Below are 19,989 nucleotides of genomic sequence, written 5' to 3'. Positions count from 1 at the left end.
TGGAGAAAAGTGTTTTTGGCGGAGGCTTGAATTGAAGGCACGTCGCCCCCAAACCCCCCGACTGGGGGACGGGCTGCCCCTTCCCCAGACCCCCTTGGGCATAAGGGGTTTTGCATGAGGATGTCAGGCCGCTTCGCATCGGTGGGGTTTGGATCAGGTTTGGGTGATGCAGGTAGGCTGTGCGGCTAACCGGCACTAACGGTTAGGGTAGCGGGTTTGGCGCGATCGCCCTCTAATACCACGCCGCGCTTGTTAGCCTCCAGGTGTCGCAGAATCAGGTAGATGGATTCGATGCGATCGCCTGCGCCCACTTTCTCAGCCAGGGTAGCCAGATCGAGGGGTTGCCCAGTCGCTTTCACAACGTCTACGACTTTGCGCTGTAAGTCGAGGATAGAGGCAGCGGCTTTCTTGCCGGCTTCTACACCGGGTTGGTGGTAGGCGTTGATGTTGACCAGGGAAGCGTAGAAGCCCACGGCCCGTTCGTATAGAGCGATCAATGCGCCCACGATGCGGGGGTTGACGGTGGGAATGGTGATGGTGACGGAGCCCCGGCCATTCTCGTAGAGGGCTTGACGCGTGCCCTGATAGAAGCCAGAGAGGAAATCGCCGGAGGTGGCTCCGGTCTCCACTTCGATGGAGGGGCCGTCGCGGTCTTCGAGCACTTCGATGAAGGTGGCGAAGAAGTTAGGAACGCCTTCCCGGAGTTGCTGCACGTAGGCGTGTTGGTCGGTGGAGCCTTTGTTGCCATAGACGGCGATGCCCTGGTAGACCTTGTTACCGTCCAGATCCAGCTCTTTGCCCAGGGATTCCATGATCAACTGCTGGAGATAGCGGCTGAAGAGCAACAAGCTGTCTTTGTAGGGCAGAATCACCATGTCCTTTTCCCCTTTGCCATTGCCGGAGGCATACCAGGCCAAAGCCAGCAGAGCGGCAGGGTTTTGCTTCAGGTCTTTGGCGCGGGTGGCTTCGTCCATCTCGGCGGCCCCGGCCAGCATGGTGCGGATGTCGATACCCTGGAGGACGGCGGGAAGCAGACCCACAGCAGACATTTCGGAGGTGCGACCGCCTACCCAATCAAACATGGGAAACTCCGCCAACCAGCGCTGATCGCTGGCGAACTTGTCCATCGTGCTGCCCTGCATGGTGACGGCGATCGCATGGGCTGGGAAGTTAAGCCCGGCCTGGTCAAAGACGTTCTTGACCTCCAACATGCCGTTCCGCGTCTCGGGGGTGCCGCCAGATTTGGTGGTTACGAGTACCAGGGTGCTCTTGAGCTGATCCTTTAACAGGGTCATGACCCGATCGATCCCGGCGGGGTCGGTGTTATCGATAAAGTGAACCCGCATGGGAGCGTTCAGGGGAGCCAGGGCTTCCGCAACGAACTCAGGGCCCAGAGCCGAGCCACCAATACCCACCGAGAGCAAATCGGTGAAGCGATCGGCTTCGGGGGGCTTGATCTCGCCGCTGTGAACTTTGCGGGCAAATTCCTCGATTTGAATAAGGCCGTCTTCAATCGCCTGCTTTAGCTCAGGAGAGGGGGCGCGGTCAGAATCCCGCAGCCAGTAGTGACCAACCATACGCTCTTCGTCGGGGTTGGCGATCGCCCCTGCCTCTAGTGCCTCCATATCTGCGAAGGCTTTCTCAAATTTAGGCGTGAGGGACTCGACCAGGGAGGCATCAAACCGCATCCGGCTGATGTCCAGGTATATGCCCAGGCCGGAATGATAGTAGAGCCAGTCCTGGTAACGTTGCCACAGTTGGGTTGGGTCCATAAGTCACCTCATCATGTATGCGAGCCTGACGGCTGTTCAGGGGGTTTCTGGAGGGGAGAGCTGCTCAATAGACAGGGTCAGTTCTCCTTCGTTGTCTCCCTTATAAGTGTCGATGAACAACGCAGCGAGCGTAGTCGGCTCTAACACTTCCAGGGTCAGGCTGTCGTGATAACCATTCAAAGTAGACCACGTAGCCGACACTGGCACACGGGTTTTCTGGTTGATAAATCTTCCACCATAAATCCATAGCAGTACCCAGGGTTCACCTGGATGACCTGAAGCGGCCTGATAATGAAAGTTTCCGCTTTCAATGAAGATTTTGTAATGGCCAGAGTCTAATGGGTACCGAACGGCCACCTCTTGCATCTGCTGCATCCGCAAAGGATCCAGCACAAAGGAGTGGGCCCGGTTATCAACGGTGAGGTATTCGGTCGCGGGCTCTGGTATACCAGAAGCATCCGCTTCTAGCGGAACCAGATGCAGTCTATCCTCATGCTCTAGCGGTTCGGGTGCCTCATCCATGGGAATGAAATCGGCCTCCGTCGAGCTGTCCTCATCCCGCTGCCGTTCTGCTGCCACTTCAACCGAGTGAGAGGGCTCCGTCTCAGTTTCATCGGAGGACTGAGCCGCAATTGCCAGCCCCGCTAATGCAGCCGCAGTAGCACCCGTTGCAAGCGCTGGGTTTGCATCCTGCTCCTCCATAGGATTACCAGACTCATCAGCCGGAACGAGCGGTAATTCTTCATGGGAGGGATGGGCGATCGCCTCCTCTTCCGATGGCAACTCTACCATCGTTTCGGGTGTCGGTTCTGTCGCATTTGCGGCGATCGCCGCTCCAGCCAGGGCAGCGGTTTCTGTCAAATCGGCTGCATCATCCAACGGTTCTGGAACGGGTTCAGCGGCATCAAGTGCATCCCCATCGACAGGAAGGTGGTTTTCCTCGTAGCCAGCCACATCAGCCACGGCTGTCACAACTTCAGCCTCAGGAGCAGGCAAAGGGCTCTCAGTCGAAGCTTCTATAGAAGGTACTACTTCAGCAGGAACCACCTCCGGCTCCTCTCCTCCGGCCTCCTCGCTGGGTTCTGACAGGGGAGCACCAGATCCCTCCCCAGGGGTTCGAGGGGTACCCGCTTGAGAGGCAAGGGAAGTTGCAATGACGGCTGCAGCGATCGCTCCTGCTCCCGTTAAAACGGCGGCATCATCCATGAATTCAGATGGTGCAGCCTCCACCGGAGGGCCTTCCACTGCGGGATCAGCATCGACCGAATCTGGAACAACTGCTGCGGGTTGCTCACGCACAGACTCTGCCGGATCCGCCGTTGCGTCTCCTGCCTCAACGGGAGGCCCCGTCTCAGCAGCCGATGACTCCGCCACAGGGGCTGAAGCATCAGCGGCAACCGATGAAGGCGTTTCCCAGGGATCTGGAATGACAGGGTTGGAACGCCGAGGGGAGGGAGTAACTGGTTTGGGAGCCTTTCGGGGAATAGCCGTTCCCGCCAGCCCGGCGATCGCCGCCCCTGGCAAAGCGGCCCCATTATTGTGGAGAGGTGGCTCTGCTGTATTTAAGGTATTTCCTGCTGATGGATTGACTTCTGGCAAGGGCTGCGGCTCAGACTTGGGAGCAAAGCTAACAGCAGGCTCCGTTGCGCCCGGCAAAGCTTCGGGTGGAGGTGGAGAGGCGATCGCCCGCGAGCGAGGTGGCGGTGCACTGGCTTCATGGCGACGGCGCAGTAACAACAACACACCGGCCAGCAACAGCGGAATCAGGAAAATCCACCAGGGGAAAGCCGCATCCGGCCCCTCAGTGTTGGAGGAGGGAGCTGTAGGCTCGGTTGTGGTCGCTCCTCTAGGGGCGGTGGTAGTGAAAGCCCCAGACGGTTCGGCGGGGCGGTCTGAGGAAGAGGCTGCACCAGTAACGGCAGGCTCGCTGCCGGTGCCCTGAGGAGAATTAGCCGTTGTTGTGCCAGCGGTTCTGGGGCCACCCGAAGACTGGGCCGCATTCGCCGCCAGTACCTCAGCCGGAAGCTGACTCCAGGTCACATTCCGTGCCGCTGTCACCGCTGCCTTCCCAGGATCTGAGGTGGCCCATCCCAAAAACGCCTGAGCCCCCTCGCTCACATTCTCTTTGCGATACACATATCCCTGAGACTGCGAATAGGGGTAGAGGGAACTATCGGCAGAAACCCCATGCATCTTCACAATTCGGACATCCGGGTTGTCCTTCACCTGGCTATAAAGGGCGTACCCGATGCCATCTTTCCCCAAGGCCTCGATCACCCCGGCCGTTTCATCCCCATCAACCGGAACCGCCGTTTTCCCAGTTCTCACCTTGCCCGCGAAAATATCGTAATAGCGGAGAGATTGACGGGTATCGCTAGTTTCCGGGCGATCGATAAAGCGTACAGGGCGATCGGAGCCACCCAGTTGCTCCCAGTTCGTAATTTCACCCCAAACAATACGGGCGAATTGATCAAAGCTAATCTGCCCCTGAAACGGATTGTCTTTACTCACAATCAGAGCAATCTTTTCTCGCCGTAGGGGCACTTCCGCCAATCCCTCGGCCTTTTCTTGCGAAGACAGAGGCCGTCCAATCGCCACCAGATCTACGCCTCCCTGCTGCAATCGATTCAGGGCATCCGGGGTTCCGTCAGCGGCCATCCTCAAAGTTGTGCCAGGAAATGCTTCTTCAAACTGCCGTCGCAAGGTTTCGTTCAGCAAAATCAGGCTGCGGGAGCCGTCAACTTCCAGGATTGTCCCCTCGGGAACCTCCTGGGGGGGCGGAAAGGGTGCAGGAGCAGGGGTACTGCGGGTGGCATGGGCAATGGTGAATTCCCGTTGCAGCGCAAACCCCATCGGTTCAGGGGCGATCGCCAACGTCATCAACAGGGGAAACACACCAATCAGTGAACGAGATTTCATAGCGCGAGGGGTGCCCAGGTAAGACTAACGCCTTCTCAAACTTCTCAGAACATGTAGATCGAAGACCACCCAATATTCTTGACAGACCGCTACAGCCGGGTGAAGGCCAATGTCAGTTCGCCCTCATTATCCTCCCGATGAACATCAAAGAAAAAGGCCGCGACAGTAATAGATTCCAGAACCTCCAGGGTAAGTGTATCGTCATAGCCGTTGAGGGTAACCCAGGTAGCCTCCACTTCAACCCCCGTATCCTGATTCACAAAGCGCCCCCCATAGATCCAGAGCATCACGATGGGTTCGCTTGCTTCCCCAGCCCGATACCCAAACCCTCCACCATGAATGCGGATTTGGTAACGGCCCGAAGATAGGTTTTTGGATACAGCAGTTTGTTCTAACTGCTGCATCAGGTCAGGTTCTAGAACGTAGCAGTTTTGTTGACTGTTAATCGTCAGGCGTGTAGAGGGTGGAGAAGCCGGGGTTGGTTCTACTGGAAGGGGTTCGAGCAGGGGCAGGGGAGTATCAGCAACGTCTGCCGGTTGTGCCTTGGGGGCGGGGGGTTCTGCCAGTCAGCCATAAGGGGGGGAGGTAAGCAGGTGCAGGCGATCGCCCCGAGGCTGCACCTGCCACAGGGTTTGTTGGTAAGTTTGGATGGCGCGATCGCTGGAGAAGCGACCCATCCGTGCCACGGCTCGAATCGATTGGCGAGTCCAGGTCAGGGGCTGGCGGTAGAGATCGCCAACCTGCTCTTGAGCAGCGGTATAGGCGGTGTAGTCTGCCAGTACCCGATAGGGATCTTGAGACAGGAGCTGACTTACCAGAGGGCGGAATAGTTGCGGATCAGAGGGCGTTAGCGAGCCATCTACAAAGGCATCAATTGCGGCTTTCAGTTCGGTATTGCGCTCATAAATCTCCCAGGGTCGATAGCCCTCCTCCTGTAACATCTGGGCTTCCGGCTCCGTTAGACCGAATGGGAAGAAACTGCCTTCTCCCAGGATCTCCTGAAGCTCCAGGTTGGAGCCGTCGGGGGTACCAATAAGCAATGCCCCATTAAGAACCGCTGCCATGTTGGCCGTATCTGCCGCTTCTGTTCCCGCCAGGGAGAGATGCTCGGATAGATCCAGCGCTGGATAAATGACCTCAACCAGTTTTTGGGTAAAGTCGGGCAGGAATAGTACTGTTAGCCGTCCCGCTACATCTGGATCTGTATTGATCCGCTCGGCCACGGTGGTGATCAGTTTGATCATCAACTTGGCAATGGTGTAGTCCGGGGAAGCTTTTCCACTGAACAGGAATGTGCGCGGCAGAATGTCTAAATTAGGGTCCGTCTTGAGCCGATGGTAGAGGGTCAGGATATGCAGCACATTCAGATGTTGCCGCTTATATTCGTGAATCACCGTAGCCTGCCCATCAAACAGAGTATCTGGATTCACGGTCTGTCCCAGACGCTCCTGAATCCAACCGGCCAGGTTCTCCTTACCGGTTCGTTTCACCTGTTGCCACTGGGCACAAAAAGCATCGTCATTGGCCAGAGGCTCCAACTGGCTCAATGCTTCAGGGTTGCGCAACCAATCCTGACCGATCGCCCGCGTAATCAGCTCCGCAAGCAGCGGGTTGGTTACGGCCAAAAATCGCCGTTGACTCATGCCATTGGTGATGGTGTGGAAGCGATCGGGGGTGTAACTGTAAAAATCTGGTAGGATCCGTTGCTCTAACAACTGGGTGTGGAAACGAGAGACGCCATTGACGGCATGCGTACCGATACAGGCCAAATTAGTGAGACGAATCCGTTGTTCAGCCCCATCCCCAATCAAAGACATGCGCTGAATTTTTGCATTATCGAAGAATTGCGATCGCAGCCCATCCAGAAAGCGTGCATTGATCTCATAAATAATTTGCAAGTGCCGGGGTAACTCCGCCTCAAACAACGCCACCGACCAGAAATCATCCAGAGCTTCGGGCAAGAGGCTGTGGTTGCTGTAGGTCAGGGTACGTTGAGTGAGATCCCAGGCAGCCTCCCACTCCAGCTCATGCACGTCCACCAGGAGGCGCATCAGTTCAGCAATCGCCAGCAACGTATCGGTGTCGTTCAAATGAAGTGCAAGGCGATCGGGTAATGCATCCCAGGGTTGGCCGCTCTCCTGATGCATCCGCAGCAAATCCTGCACTGCACAGGACACCAGGAAGAACTGCTGCCGCAAGCGCAAATTTGCACCATGATCCTCTCCATTCACAGGATAGAGAACTTTGCAGAGGCTATCGTCGGTGTTGGCTCGCCATAGACGCAGCAGGTTTACGGTATCGGTCGCATAACCAGGAACAGGCGTATCGAAGCATTGGGCCTGTACCGTCTGAGCGGCCACCCAACGGACGCGATAACGGCCCTGTTCATCGGTGTAGGACTGGGTGTAGCCCCCGAATTGGATGGTAAGGGTGCGATCGCCCCGCTCCACCTCCCAGGGGTTGCCGTATAGCAGCCAGTTGTCCGGCACCTCAACCTGCCAACCATCCCGGATTTCCTGGTCAAAAATGCCGTACTCGTAGCGCAGGCCATAACCAATGGCAGGAACGTCCTGAGTTGCCAGAGAATCCAGGTAATCCATCATCAGCCGTCCCAAGTTGCCACGCCCCAAGCCAGGTTCTTCTTCCTGTTGCAGCAGGGAGGTTAGATGCAGCCCCAGGTCTTCCAGAACGTGCTCGGTGGTTTCCAGACATTCCAGACTAACGAGAGCATTTCTTAAATGAGGACCGGGCAAGTATTCTGCCGAGAGTTGAGCAATCAGCCGTCCATCGGTCGCTATTAACGTAGCCTCAGGGGTACGGCGCTCTAGCAAGTGATCGCAAAGAACCGATGCCAGAGCCAGGTACGCCTCATTGGGAGTAGCCCCCTGAACGGTTTTGCCATAGGTTCTTAACCGCTCCTGAAATGCCTGTTTGAGCGCATCGGCTGTGATTGGCGAGGGCAGCGTGGTTGCTTCTAGGGGTGCTGGGGCAACTGGGGCGATCGCTTCAGCCGCCCACACAGGAACGGCTTCTTCAACCCCAGGCTCTGAGATCTCAGACGCCGCGATCACTTCTGAATCAATGGGTAAAAGGGTTACAGGCTCAGCAGCAGGCTCCTCGACCACAGGTTCAGGAATTTCTGGGGCAGCCATGGGCTCCGAAATAATGGGCGTCCCTTCTGGTTGGCTCGCCTCTACCACAATGGGTTCAGGGATCGGCAATGGTTCTTCGACCGTCGTTGACTCAATCGTCGATACCAGTTCTTCGACAACCGCTTCAGGAGTTGCTTCTTCAACCCCAGACTCTGGGATTTCAGACGCCGCGATCACTTCTGAATCAACCGGTAAAAGGGTTACAGGCTCAGCAGCAGGCTCCTCAACTACAGGTTCAGGAATTTTCGGGGCAGCCATAGGCTCCGAAATCATGGGCGTCCCCTCAGGCTGGCTCGCCTCCACCACGATGGGGTCGGGGGTCGGCAATGATTCCTCGACCGTCGTTGATTCAATTGTCGATACGAGTTCTTCAACAACCGCTTCAGGAATGGCTGGCTCTGAGACGCCATCCACTGGTTCTGTTAATGATTCAGTGCTTGGGGATGGTTCTTCGGTCAGTAATTCTGTCACCTTAGCAGAGGGAGCCAACGCGGGTTCGGCTGTTTCAATCGCGTCGTGGAGAACAGGCGAAGCTGGAGCTTCGGGAGTTGGGGCGATCGCCTCCACAGCTTCCCCTTCGCTGGGTTCCGTCAGTACGGCTTCCAATTCTGCAGCTTGCTGATAACTGGCCTGAGCTTCTTCAGTCCGACCCAGGCGCGTCAGGACATCTCCCTTGCCAATCCAGGCAGCTTCCAGAGACAGATCTAACCCCAGGCTTTGCTCAAAGGCATCGAGAGCTTCGGGTAGCCGCTCCAGGGCCAGGAGAATTTGACCCTGAAGCACCCAGGCATCAGATCGATCGGGCTGCTGCTCAGTGATTTGCTGGAAATAGGGCAGGGCTTCTTCAAAGCGATCGCCCTCAAACAGCTCCATCCCCTGCGAGAAAAGGCCCGGAATAGCTCCCATTACCTCTGCTACCGATGGAGTTTCTGACGTTACAGATAAACCTGGGGCCGCCGGCATATCTTCCAGCACGACAACAGGTTCCGGAGCTTCTTCATCCTCCCGACCGCCTGAACCCTCATCCACGGCAGCCTCAACCGTAACCGAAGGTTCCAAAACCTCGGATTCCTCCCAATTTTCCCAATCCTCATCTACGGCAGCCTCAACCGAGGTCGAAGGCTCCATTTGGGCTTCTTCCCAGTCTTCTAAATCCTCATCCACTACAGCCTCAGCCGTAGCAGGAGCCTCGTCTTCTTCCCAGTTGTCCAGAATGTCGTCGTCTTCAACGGGGGTTGCTACAGGGGTGCGCTCCTGGGCCGCTCTTCGGGTTATTGGAGGCCGCTGGGGCGTGCGACGGGGCCGCCTCCGTAACAGACCTGCCAGGAAAAGGAAGAGTGGAAAAACGGGAACCAGGAACCAGACCCACACGGGAACCTTTTCTAAAGAAAAGCCGGGTGCCGGTTCGCTCGGGGGAAGCGTGGCTACGTCTTCGTTAGGAGCTTCCGCTACCGGAGCAACCACCGGACGGGTTGCCACACGGGCCTCTTCTTTACGGGCCGTGGCGATCGCATCTCGCCCCACATCTGTCGAGGTGAAGCCCAGGAACGACTTCACATTGGAATCGGTCTCATCGCGATAGGCATAGCCCCGCACTTGAGAGTAGGGGTAAAGGGCATCGCCCGGAAGCGTCGTTTGCAGAATGGCAATTTTGATGGGTTTAACGGCGGGTTGGTTGCGAACCTGATTGGCGATCGCATAGCCAATGTCATTCCGCCCCAACTCCCGGATCATCTCCTGAGTGTCATCTTGTTCAAGCTGCACCCGGTTAAGAGTTATGGGCAGCTCACCCTCCGGAAACAGCTTGTAGCGCTCCAGAGCAAGACGGGTCTCGCTAATGGGAGGACGATCCACAATGCGAATCAACCCCGGTTCTCGGCCCAGTTCCGCCCAATCTGTAATCTCACCCCGAAAAACCTGGGCCAGTTGCTCCAGGGTCAGGCTGCCGTTAAAAGGGTTGTCCTGGCTGATCAGAATGGCAACTTTATCCTGGCTCACCGGGATCACGCGCAACCCCTGAGCCTTCTCCTCAGCCGTCAGCGGGCGACTAATGGCCGCCAGATCCAGGTCGCCATTGAGTACAGCCTGCAGGGCCGTACTTGTGTCGGGGCCGTCCTCTATCTGCACTTCCGTGCCAGGAAACTGCTCCTCAAACTGGCGCTTTAAGGATTTATTGATAGGAGCCATCAGAGGCGAACCGCCGATGCGCACAGTGGTGCTATTCGTCACCGCCGAGGGCATCGGGAAAATCACTGTAGGCGGTTCAGCGAGCTCTTCCTGAGCAGCAGCAGGGGAAAAGGGGGCGATCGCCACAATTCCTGCGAGCAAAAGCGCCAGCAGGACAAGCAGAAGAGGGGGCAATGAAAGCATGACACGTACCCGTCGAGGAGATTAAAGATAACGTTGTAGACCCTTACCCTTTGGAAGCTGAAATGGGAACCGGGATCATCTCAGCCTTCACCTCATTCGCACAGGAGCGACCCTGTTCGATATCGGTGACATTTTGCAGAGTGGTATTGGCGATCGCCTCCACCGCATTCCGGGTAAAAAAGGCCTGGTGGGCCGTAATCACCACATTGGAATAGGACTGCAACAACTGGAAAGTATCATCCTTGATAACTGTATCGGACAAATCTTCAAAAAATAATTCAGCTTCCTCCTCGTACACATCGGTACCCAGGTAGCCAATTTGCCCCGACTTAATCCCATCAATCACATCCCGCGTGTTGACCAGCGCTCCCCGACTCGTGTTGATCAGCATCATACCTGGCTTCATTTGGGCGATCGTCTCCGCCCGAATGATGTGATGCGTAGACGGCAACAGTGGACAATGCAGAGAAATGATATCTGAATTTGCCAGTAACTCCGGCAGATCTACATACCGGGCATCTCCAATTGAACTAAATGCGTCTGTAGGATAGGCATCATAGCCCAGCAAATGGCAACCAAACCCATGCATAATGCGAGCAAAAATCTGACCAATTTTGCCCGTACCAATCACCCCAACGGTGCTGCCATTCAAATCAAATCCTAATAACCCATCCAGTGAAAAATTATCCTCTCGCACCCGGTTATAAGCCCGATACAGCTTACGGTTCAGCATTAGCACCAAGCCTGCGGCATGTTCCGCCACCGCATAGGGTGAATAGGCCGGTACCCGCACCACATGAAGCCCCAACTCCCCCGCTACCTCCAGGTCAACGTGATTAAAACCCGCCGACCGCAGCGCAATCAACTTTGTCCCATTCGCTGCCAGAATGCGTAGCACCTCGGCATCCAACACATCATTAATAAAGACACAGACACAGGGAAAGCCTGCCGCCAGTGCAGCGGTTTGGCTCGTTAAACGGGGTTCAAAAAAGGTGAACTCATGGCCGAGGTTAGTATTTGCAGATTCAAAAGAGATGCGATCGTACCGCTTAGTACTAAAGAACGCGACCCGCATAAAAATACCTCCAAGTATAAGTAAATAGATCTCTAAACACTTTCTAAAAGCATCCTACAGAGCGCTTTGTAGGAATTTTGTTGTTACTGCCTAAATCTAAAAGGGCGGGCTAAAAGGGCGGGTTTTGCCAAAAGATAGCTGCTGTGACCCAAGAACCTCTGCTAAACCCACCCCTACATCAAAATTGCCACCTCTCCGGAAATTAGCGTGCCTCTGCCATGCATCATTTCCAGACGGCACCCCATCATCGCCACCCACCTACCCCACCCAAACCTGATCAAAAACCCCACCGATGCGAAGCGGTCTAACGCATCCCATGCAGAACCCCTTTTACCTAAGGGATCTAGGGGAGGGTCACCCCGTCCCCTAGTCAGGGGGGTGAGGGGCGACGCACCCCCAAGCAGGGCATCAAAAAACCCTTATCTAAACTCCAGGCACCCGGTGTTTTTAGAAACACCGGGTGCCTAAACCCACCCTATGGGCAAGCCGACGAGCCATGCGGCCACGTCCAATGCGTGATCTCATCCTTATCTGCCCCATACTCATGGGCGTAGTTCAGGTTATCGATGATCTCATTCTTCATGCGTTCCCGCACATGGGCCGCCCGCGATCCCAGACTCGGCACCCGATCGATCACATCAATCACCAGGCTAAAGCGATCGACATTATTCCGAATCGCCAACTCCAACGGCGTGTTGATATTCCCCTTCTCCTTATAACCGCGCACATGAATTCGATCCTGATTTGTGCGCCGATACGTCAGCTTGTGGATTAACCAGGGGTACCCGTGGAAGTTAAAGATAACCGGCTTATCCGGCGTAAACAACGCATCAAACTCCCGCTCCGACATTCCGTGCGGATGCTCCTCCTGTGGCATCAACGTGAGCAAATCCACCACATTAATAAATCGCACCTTCAAGTAAGGAAACTCGTCCCGCAAAATTCCTGTCGCAGCAAGAGACTCACGAGTCGGCACATCTCCGCAGCAAGCCATTACTACCTCAGGTTCATCAGGCTCAGTTCCACAATCATCATTGCAGGCCCAGTCCCATATACCCACACCCTTCGTGCAGTGCTTGATTGCCTGCTCAATATCGAGGTACTGCATGTGCTTCTGCTTATCCGACACGATCACATTTGTGTAATTGGTACTGCGGAAACAGTGATCAGCAACCGACAGCAAGCAGTTCGCATCCGGCGGGAAATAGATCCGCACCACACTGGGATCCTTATTCGTCACCACATCCACAAAACCTGGATCCTGGTGCGAGAAACCGTTGTGATCCTGCCGCCACACCGTCGACGACAACAACACGTTCCACGATGACACCGGAGCTCGCCAGGGCACATGGTGCTTGCAAATATCCAACCACTTCGCATGCTGGTTGAACATTGAACTAATTACATGGGCAAACGCCTCGTAGGTATGGAAGAAGCCATGCCGTCCTGACAGCAGATAGCCTTCCAGCCACCCCACCAGGGTATGCTCACTCAACATCTCCATCACGCGGCCATCTTGAGCTAGCTCACTGCCATCCAAATCTTCCGGCAGCATCTCCGCCATCCACGTCTTCTTCGTCACCTCATAGGGTGCTGTCAGGCGATTCGACGCCGTTTCATCCGGCCCCATCATCCGGAAATTAGTGGGGTTGTTCTTCATGATGTCACGCAGGAAGATCCCCAGAGGCTTTGTATTCTCCGCCTCGACGGTGCCAGGGCTCGGCACATCCACGGCATAGTCACGGAAGTTCGGCATTCGTAGCTCTTTGCGCACCAGGCCGCCATTGGTAATGGGGTTGGAGCCCATGCGGCGATGACCTACGGGAGCCAAATCCTTCAATTCCGGAATGAGTGTCCCGTTCTGGTCAAACAGTTCCTCCGGTCCGTAACTGCGTAACCATTGTTCCAATACCTGCACATGGGCCGGGTTGGTTTGCAGATCCGCCATGGGCACCTGGTGCGATCGCCAGAACCCTTCCACTTTCCGTCCATCAATTTCAGCAGGAGCCGTCCAGCCCTTGGGCGATCGCAGAATAATCATCGGCCACTCAGGACGACGCGTTACCCCTTCAGAACGAGCCTCACGCCAAATAGCATGAATATCCTGCACCGCCGATTCCATCGCCGCAGCCATTGCCTGGTGCATGTATTGCGGATCTGAACCTTCTACAAAATAAGGCTTGTAGCCATAGCCCCGGAACAAGCTCTCCAGTTCATCATGGCTAATTCGCGCCAGGATCGTGGGGTTCGCAATCTTGTAACCGTTTAAGTGCAGGATCGGCAATACAGCCCCATCCCGAGCTGGGTTAATAAACTTGTTGGAATGCCAGGAGGTTGCTAGCGGCCCCGTTTCGGCTTCCCCATCTCCAACAACCCCCAGAACAATGAGATCGGGGTTATCAAGCGCAATCCCATAGGAATGGGAGAGGCTGTACCCCAGTTCCCCCCCTTCGTGAATTGAGCCCGGAGTTTCAGGAGTAGCATGGCTTCCAATTCCACCGGGGAACGAGAACTGTTTGAAGAACTTGTACATGCCTTCAATATCTTCGCTCTTATCCGGGTAAATCTCCGAGTAGGAGCCTTCCATATAAACCGGAGCTAGAAATCCAGGAGCACCGTGCCCCGGACCAGCCACATAGACCATGTTCTGGTCATACTTTTTGATCAAGCGATTGGCATGGACATAGATAAAGCTGAGGCCTGGGCTCGATCCCCAGTGTCCCAACAACCGCTTCTTCACATGCTCAGCCTTCAACGGCTCCCGCAGCAACGGGTTACCTTTCAGATAGATCATGCCCAGGGCCAGGTAATTGCAGGCTCGCCAGTAGGCATGGGTCTTGCGCAATTCTTCCTCAGAAAGAGGATTTCCAGTAAGAGTAGGTCTCTCAGGAGTAGCTACCATATTCTGTTTGCTCTCAACGACAACTGTGCTGTGAATATCGATGTCATGGCTATCAGGCAAGGGACTGACGGTGTGTAAAACCGACTTCCCTGGATGAACACTTACCCAATAGCCACATCGGTTCGAAAGATCTGGCCGGACTTAATCGTGTGAATCCATTGAAATCGCAAGTCGAAATTTGAGGATTTTATGGGAGATGACGGCGCAATTATGCCGAACAGAGAGAATAGAATCTCATGAAGCATCAGCCAGGGCAAAAACCCGGGTTTTCTGGTGACAATCTAAGCCGATTTCGAAGGAATTGCCAGTGCTACCGAATACTAAACCTGCCCAATGATAGATCTTTAATTTTTTACAAATTTAACGAATCAAATCGCTCCGAGGCATGAGAAATGGGGATCATAGGCAACGGCAAAAATCAAGCAGCATTATACAAGTCAACTAAAATTTCCCGCCTCTATCAATTGAAAGACCGGTAAATATCAATCTGTTATTCTTTTGAATTCCTTAAGTATTAACTTGAGTTTCTTATAGAAATTCTGCTAACTTGTCTTTGCTTTAGCTCTGAAAAATTAGACTTTAGAAATATCTTTAGATTATTTAGAATTATTGCAGAAGAATATACGAGGTGATTTTTAAAAACCTTAAGTTTGTGTGTAACTTGTATACACAAACTTAGCGTTAAGCAATAGAAATTACTCTATGTTTAAGGGTCCATTGTACATACACAAGTGCCTGGCTGTACGGAAAAGTCTCCCAACCTCCTTTTTCAAACGAGGGGGAACTGGAAAATGGGCCTACTCTAGGCAAAAACCGGCTCTCTGGCTCAGTCTCCCCCTTTCCCTGGAAAGGGGCTAGTAGGCTGCGGCCTAAGGAGATTTCCAGTAATGAAATTACCCCCAGAATGTTAGTGCTTTGCCCGCTTCGCGGGCAAAGCACTAACATTCTGGGTAAATTCTTATGCAGAAACCTCCTAAGTTTACATACTATGTTTTTGTGTGGGGTGCGAAGCACCCCACACAAAAACATAGGTGATGGATTTCCGCCTCAGCGTACTAGGGTGTGGGTTAGAGGCTGATCGCCAGAGCGACTAACTTACTAACTTGCGTATACACAGTAGTGTTTCAAGGTGAGGGAGAATTCACCCCCACCTCCTAACTTCGACAAACTGAGGCGATCGCCCATCAGAGCCAAGATTTCTTAGATCCAACTCATGAACCAGCGACGCATCTGGATTTCTGCGGGGGATAGGGGCAACCCCAGAAATAGCGGCAACCAGAAAAGGAAGCCCATCCCTATCAATATCAAAGTGGCGATCGCAAACCGTCGATGCCAGACCGAAGGGCTGTAGAAGGCGCGCTCAATCCATAGGGCGATGGCCAGCAGTGTAAACACCAACGCCCCCATGTAGTGATAGATGAACGTACAACGGGTCACCTTAACCCAGGGCAGCAAATTAGCCCCCCAGTTCACCACCAGAAATAGCAACGGCCATGCATCCAACTGCCAGGGATTCATCACCAAAGTTTCACCGGGCTCCCTGGCAGAAACCCGCACCTGTTGCCACAAGAAATACACCAACGCCCCTATGGATAAGACGATTCCCAACGTTGCAAACCACCAGAGAATTGGATTCCCCATCGCATGAACATCATAAATAGCCTCCGCTAATTGCGGTGGGGGGACTACGTTCAATTCCGGTGGAGGTGTTTGCCCGACAGTAACGGTTTGATAAAAATAGGCAACCGGACGCTGCATCAAAGGCCAGGTGTACCAGTGAGAGCAATATTGATGAGCATCAAAGCCACCAACCCGGCTGTGGTAGCTCAAGATTTCCTTTTGCCAAGACCAAAAGCTATAGTTTGGCCCCAGATTCAGGTAAGGCCACCAACTCATCCAATAGGTGAGGGCAGGAATGAGCCCAAAGGCGATCGCCCCATGTCCTAAATGCAGCCGGCTCAAATAAGCAAGAGGCGAGGCAGAACCCAGGTTAATTTGCCGAGCGGGGGATAATATCCGGTTCAACAATGCAACTGCCCAGGCCAGAACCCAGAGGGCGATCGCTCCCAGCAAAAACGCTGCACCGTTCCATTTAATAGCGATCGCTCCACCAAACCCCACGCCCGCTAACACGAGCCACAACCACAGGAATAATGATTGTGGCCGTGGCAGCCCTGATTCTCGGGCTAAAGCCCTTTGCCTCAAGTGGTTCAACGCTAGCAACAGAAACAACTGTCCCAGCAAGCCGAGCAACACCAGGTAAATGTTGTTGAGGGCATAACGCGATTCCACCAGGAACAGACCATCCAGGGCTGCCAGGAACGTCGCAATGATGGCATAAAGGCGGCGATGGGTCAGTTGTAGGGCGATCGCCCCCACCACGAGCGGGAAAAACGCCCCTATCAGGGCATTCATCCAACGGTAACTCACGGTCGAGAGAAACATCCCTGTCAGCGTATTACGGGTGTTGTCAGCGCCCCAACCCATACGCTCACCCACCCAAATGCCAAAAGCAATGAAATAGCTACTGAGGGGCGGGTGACCGCCAAATTCCTGCTTACCCTGCAAAAAACCTCTGGCAAAGTTGGCGTAATAGACCTCATCAAAGACCAGGGCATTAAACCGGCCCAATCCCCAAAACCGCAATCCTAGGGAAATGAAAAACAGCAACGCCATCCCCGCACCAAACCAGGGAAACGCTCCTTTAAGTGACATTTTTTCGAATGAAAAGACGCGGCTCATACCCCCCGCCCCGCTGAGAACTCGATTCTTTATAGCAAATTAAGAGGCCGAGCCGTTAGAACTCGCTTGAAAAGGTTGATTTTCTGTGCCCCTCGGACATATTCGTGCTTTTGGACATAGAAAATCAGCCTCTTAGGAGATTTCCAGATAAGAACTTCCCCATTATTTGGAAAAAAGGCGCGGCTTCGCCGCGCCTTTTTTCCAAATAATGGGGATATTGTTTCTCAGAAATCTCCTTAGGTACTTATGAAGCTAATGTTTTGGGGTGCATCCCATTTTCAAAAGTGGGTTTCTAGATTTGCAAAAGTGGGCTGCACCCAATGTTTTGTGCGTATCGCAAGCGAAACATTCATCACATAGGCAGGGAGTCTTAATGCGGTAATTTACAGTGAGGTTTACACCCCTAAAATCTGACGGTTTTCGCCTCTGACCAACCCAGGGCAGATTTGGAACAATAGGGATGTTGAGTGAAGGAACCGCCATGACATCTCCACTGCAAGGTCTCTACAACTGGTATCGTCAAACGCTTCGCAATCCGAAATACCGCTGGTGGGTTATTTTGGGAACCCTGGCCTATCTAGTCATGCCCTTCGATGTAGTTCCCGATTTCCTGCCCCTCTTTGGTCAGTTGGATGATGCCCTGCTGGTTTCCTTGCTCGTTGCTGAAGTATCACAAGTTCTGATCGATCGCGTCTCGAACAAGAAAGTGAACCGTACGGACGACAAAGCCGATACCACTGTTGCTGAAGAAGTAGAAGTCAAGGCTGTTCCCCTCGACTAACACTAAAGTCTCCGTCTTCGATAGCTAATAGCTACAAGACAACCTCCTAGAGAAGAGAAACGTCAATTGAGTGCGGGATGGGGCCTTCCAGGGGTGGAAAGCCCCTCTTCTTTTAATTGGCCTTCAGGCTAATTTTGCCTATCAAACTCCGAACATTGGCCTATAGAGGTCGTGTTCGTGGTTTGATAGACTTTCTAGTTTTTGTAATTCAGTTTTTTGAGAAATCTGACGCTGAGAAACCTTCATCCGGTAAGCGTGAGTTATAGGTCTGTTATTTTCGATGCTTTTACTAGAAAATCTTCTATTTGTCTGACCTAAGTAAAAAGGCAGAACCTATAATTCTGGCTAATAGGTAACTTTACTTATCAAAACTTTACAAAATACCCTTCTTTAGGGCGATAATAAAGCATAGAAACCATTCATGGCTTTAGGAGGTGTGGTAATGGTTGCCCTGACAGAGCGCACTCAGAAACGGCTGACACTACAGCAAGCCGAAATCGCCCCCGATACCACTACCATTCGATCTCAAGATTGGGATCGCGATCGCTTCGACATCGAATTTGAACTCCAGAACGGCACCACTTACAACTCCTTCCTGATTCGTGGCGAGAAAGTTGCCCTGATCGATACCTCCCACGCAAAGTTTCAGGATCTCTATCTGGCTGAGTTAACCGACCTCATCGACCCTCAGGAAATTGATTACCTCATCGTCAGCCACACCGAGCCCGACCACAGTGGGCTGGTCAAGGATGTCCTGGCCCTTAACCCCAACATCACTGTTGTGGCCGCTAAGGTTGCCTTGCAATTCCTTGATGAGTTGGTGCATCAGCCCTACAATCGCTTGCAGGTGAAGCAGGGAGACAAGCTTGATCTGGGCAACGGTCATGAGCTGGAATTCCTTTCGGCTCCCAACCTTCACTGGCCTGACACCATCTTCACCTACGACCACGGCACGAATACGCTGTTCACCTGCGATGCCTTCGGCATGCACTACTGCGATGAGTCCGTGTACGACGAAGACCTGGAGCTGATCGAGCCCGACTATAAGCTTTACTACGACTGCTTGATGGGGCCAAATGCCCGCTCGGTCTTGTCTGCCCTGAAGCGGATGGAAGCACTGCCCACGGCTCCTAGTACCATTGCCACCGGCCACGGCCCCCTGTTGCGGTTCAACCTGCCGGAACTCGTAGGACGGTACCGCACCTGGAGTGAAGATCAGGTCAAAACCGAGAAAATTGTTGCAGTGTTCTATGCCGCAGGCTACGGCTACAGTGACCACCTGGCAGAGGCGATCGCCCGAGGCATCCGCAAAACCGATGTGCAGGTTGATCTGGTAGACCTGTTCACCGCTGACCCTCAGGAGATTCGAGAAGCCGTTGTCCTGTCCTCTGGAGTTGTCATTGGGATGCCGCCGCAGACGGGCGATCGCGCCAATCAAACTCACACCGCCCTCAGCACGATCCTGGCCTCCGTTCACGCGAAGCAAGCGGTAGGCCTGTTTGAGAGCGGCGGCGGCGACGACGAATCCGTCTATCCCCTCCGCAACCAGATGCAAGAATTGGGCGCAGTAGAATCCTTCCCGCCCATTCTGATCAAGCAAACCCCTGAAGATTCTATCTACCAGCTGTGTGATGAGGCGGGTACCGACCTGGGGCAGTGGCTGACCCGCGATCGCACGGTCAAGCAAATGAAGGCCCTCAACAGCGACCTGGACAAAGCCCTGGGTCGTATCAGCGGCGGGCTTTACATTATCACCGCTCGCAAAGGGGAAACCTCTAGCGCGATGTTAGCCTCCTGGGTCACTCAGGCCAGCCTTGAGCCGTTGGGCATCACCATTGCGGTCGCGAAAGACCGGGCCATTGAGTCATTTATGCACGCAGGCGATCACTTCGTTCTGAATGTGCTGGAAGAAGGCAACTACCAGCCTTTGATGAAGCACTTCCTGAAGCGGTTCGCACCGGGGGCCGATCGCTTTGCGGGCATCAAAACTTACTCCGCTAGCAATGGTTCCCCCATTCTGGGTGACGCCCTGGCCTATCTGGAGTGCGAAGTAGTCAGTCGGATGGAATGCAGTGACCACTGGATCGTGTATAGCATCGTGGATGCTGGACGGGTGTCTAACCCTGATGCCCTGACGGCCGTACACCACCGCAAAGTTGGGAACCACTACTAAACCTCGTTCAAGGTTTGCAGATTGTTGCTGCAAACCTTGAACGACCCCATTCATCCTTAAACTCGGTTCAGGGTTTGTATTCGCAAATCCTCGAACTGCAACT

The 19,989-nt window shown here is 54.0% G+C and carries 9 protein-coding genes; 2 read left to right on the top strand and 7 right to left on the bottom strand.

Annotated elements, in window-relative coordinates; genetic code table 11:
- Positions 1 to 185: 185 nt before the first annotated feature.
- The 7 genes from NDI52_RS09795 to NDI52_RS09765 all read right to left on the bottom strand — a co-directional run bounded on the left by NDI52_RS09795 (position 186) and on the right by NDI52_RS09765 (position 16,905).
- Positions 186 to 1,772 carry a glucose-6-phosphate isomerase gene (locus NDI52_RS09795; protein WP_190773214.1) on the bottom strand — a complete coding sequence of 529 codons (1,587 nt, stop codon included), beginning with the start codon at positions 1,770 to 1,772 and terminating at the stop codon, positions 186 to 188.
- A gap of 36 nt (positions 1,773 to 1,808) precedes the next feature.
- Positions 1,809 to 4,691, bottom strand: coding sequence for a substrate-binding domain-containing protein (locus NDI52_RS09790; RefSeq protein ID WP_190773213.1), 2,883 nt, complete (start codon positions 4,689 to 4,691; stop codon positions 1,809 to 1,811).
- 89 nt (positions 4,692 to 4,780) lie between these two features.
- Complete coding sequence (locus NDI52_RS09785) at positions 4,781 to 5,095, bottom strand: hypothetical protein (RefSeq protein ID WP_190773212.1); 315 nt, start codon at positions 5,093 to 5,095, stop codon at positions 4,781 to 4,783.
- Positions 5,096 to 5,257: 162 nt separating this feature from the next.
- Positions 5,258 to 10,213, bottom strand: coding sequence for a glycogen/starch/alpha-glucan family phosphorylase (gene glgP / locus NDI52_RS09780; protein WP_190773211.1), 4,956 nt, complete (start codon positions 10,211 to 10,213; stop codon positions 5,258 to 5,260).
- 43 nt (positions 10,214 to 10,256) lie between these two features.
- Complete coding sequence (locus NDI52_RS09775; protein ID WP_190773210.1) at positions 10,257 to 11,288, bottom strand: 2-hydroxyacid dehydrogenase; 1,032 nt, start codon at positions 11,286 to 11,288, stop codon at positions 10,257 to 10,259.
- 475 nt (positions 11,289 to 11,763) lie between these two features.
- Positions 11,764 to 14,190 (bottom strand): phosphoketolase family protein, encoded by a 2,427-nt coding sequence (locus NDI52_RS09770; protein WP_190773209.1) that lies wholly within the window; start codon positions 14,188 to 14,190, stop codon positions 11,764 to 11,766.
- Positions 14,191 to 15,390: 1,200 nt separating this feature from the next.
- Positions 15,391 to 16,905: a phospholipid carrier-dependent glycosyltransferase gene (locus tag NDI52_RS09765; protein WP_199308049.1), complete on the bottom strand. Its 1,515-nt coding sequence runs from the start codon at positions 16,903 to 16,905 to the stop codon at positions 15,391 to 15,393.
- Positions 16,906 to 17,413: 508 nt separating this feature from the next.
- On the opposite strand from NDI52_RS09765, the gene NDI52_RS09760 reads away from it, so the two are divergent.
- Both NDI52_RS09760 and NDI52_RS09755 read left to right on the top strand, forming a co-directional pair.
- Positions 17,414 to 17,713, top strand: a complete 300-nt coding sequence (locus NDI52_RS09760; protein ID WP_190773207.1) for a YkvA family protein — start codon at positions 17,414 to 17,416, stop codon at positions 17,711 to 17,713.
- A gap of 442 nt (positions 17,714 to 18,155) precedes the next feature.
- Positions 18,156 to 19,886 carry a diflavin flavoprotein gene (locus NDI52_RS09755; protein WP_190773206.1) on the top strand — a complete coding sequence of 577 codons (1,731 nt, stop codon included), beginning with the start codon at positions 18,156 to 18,158 and terminating at the stop codon, positions 19,884 to 19,886.
- The last annotated feature ends 103 nt before the right edge of the window (positions 19,887 to 19,989 follow it).

Source organism: Leptolyngbya sp. PL-A3, assembly GCF_039962325.1.
Lineage (GTDB): Bacteria > Cyanobacteriota > Cyanobacteriia > Elainellales > Elainellaceae > Vacuolonema.
The sequence above is the reverse complement of the archived record's forward strand: the minus strand, read 5'-3'. Positions and strand labels throughout refer to the sequence as shown.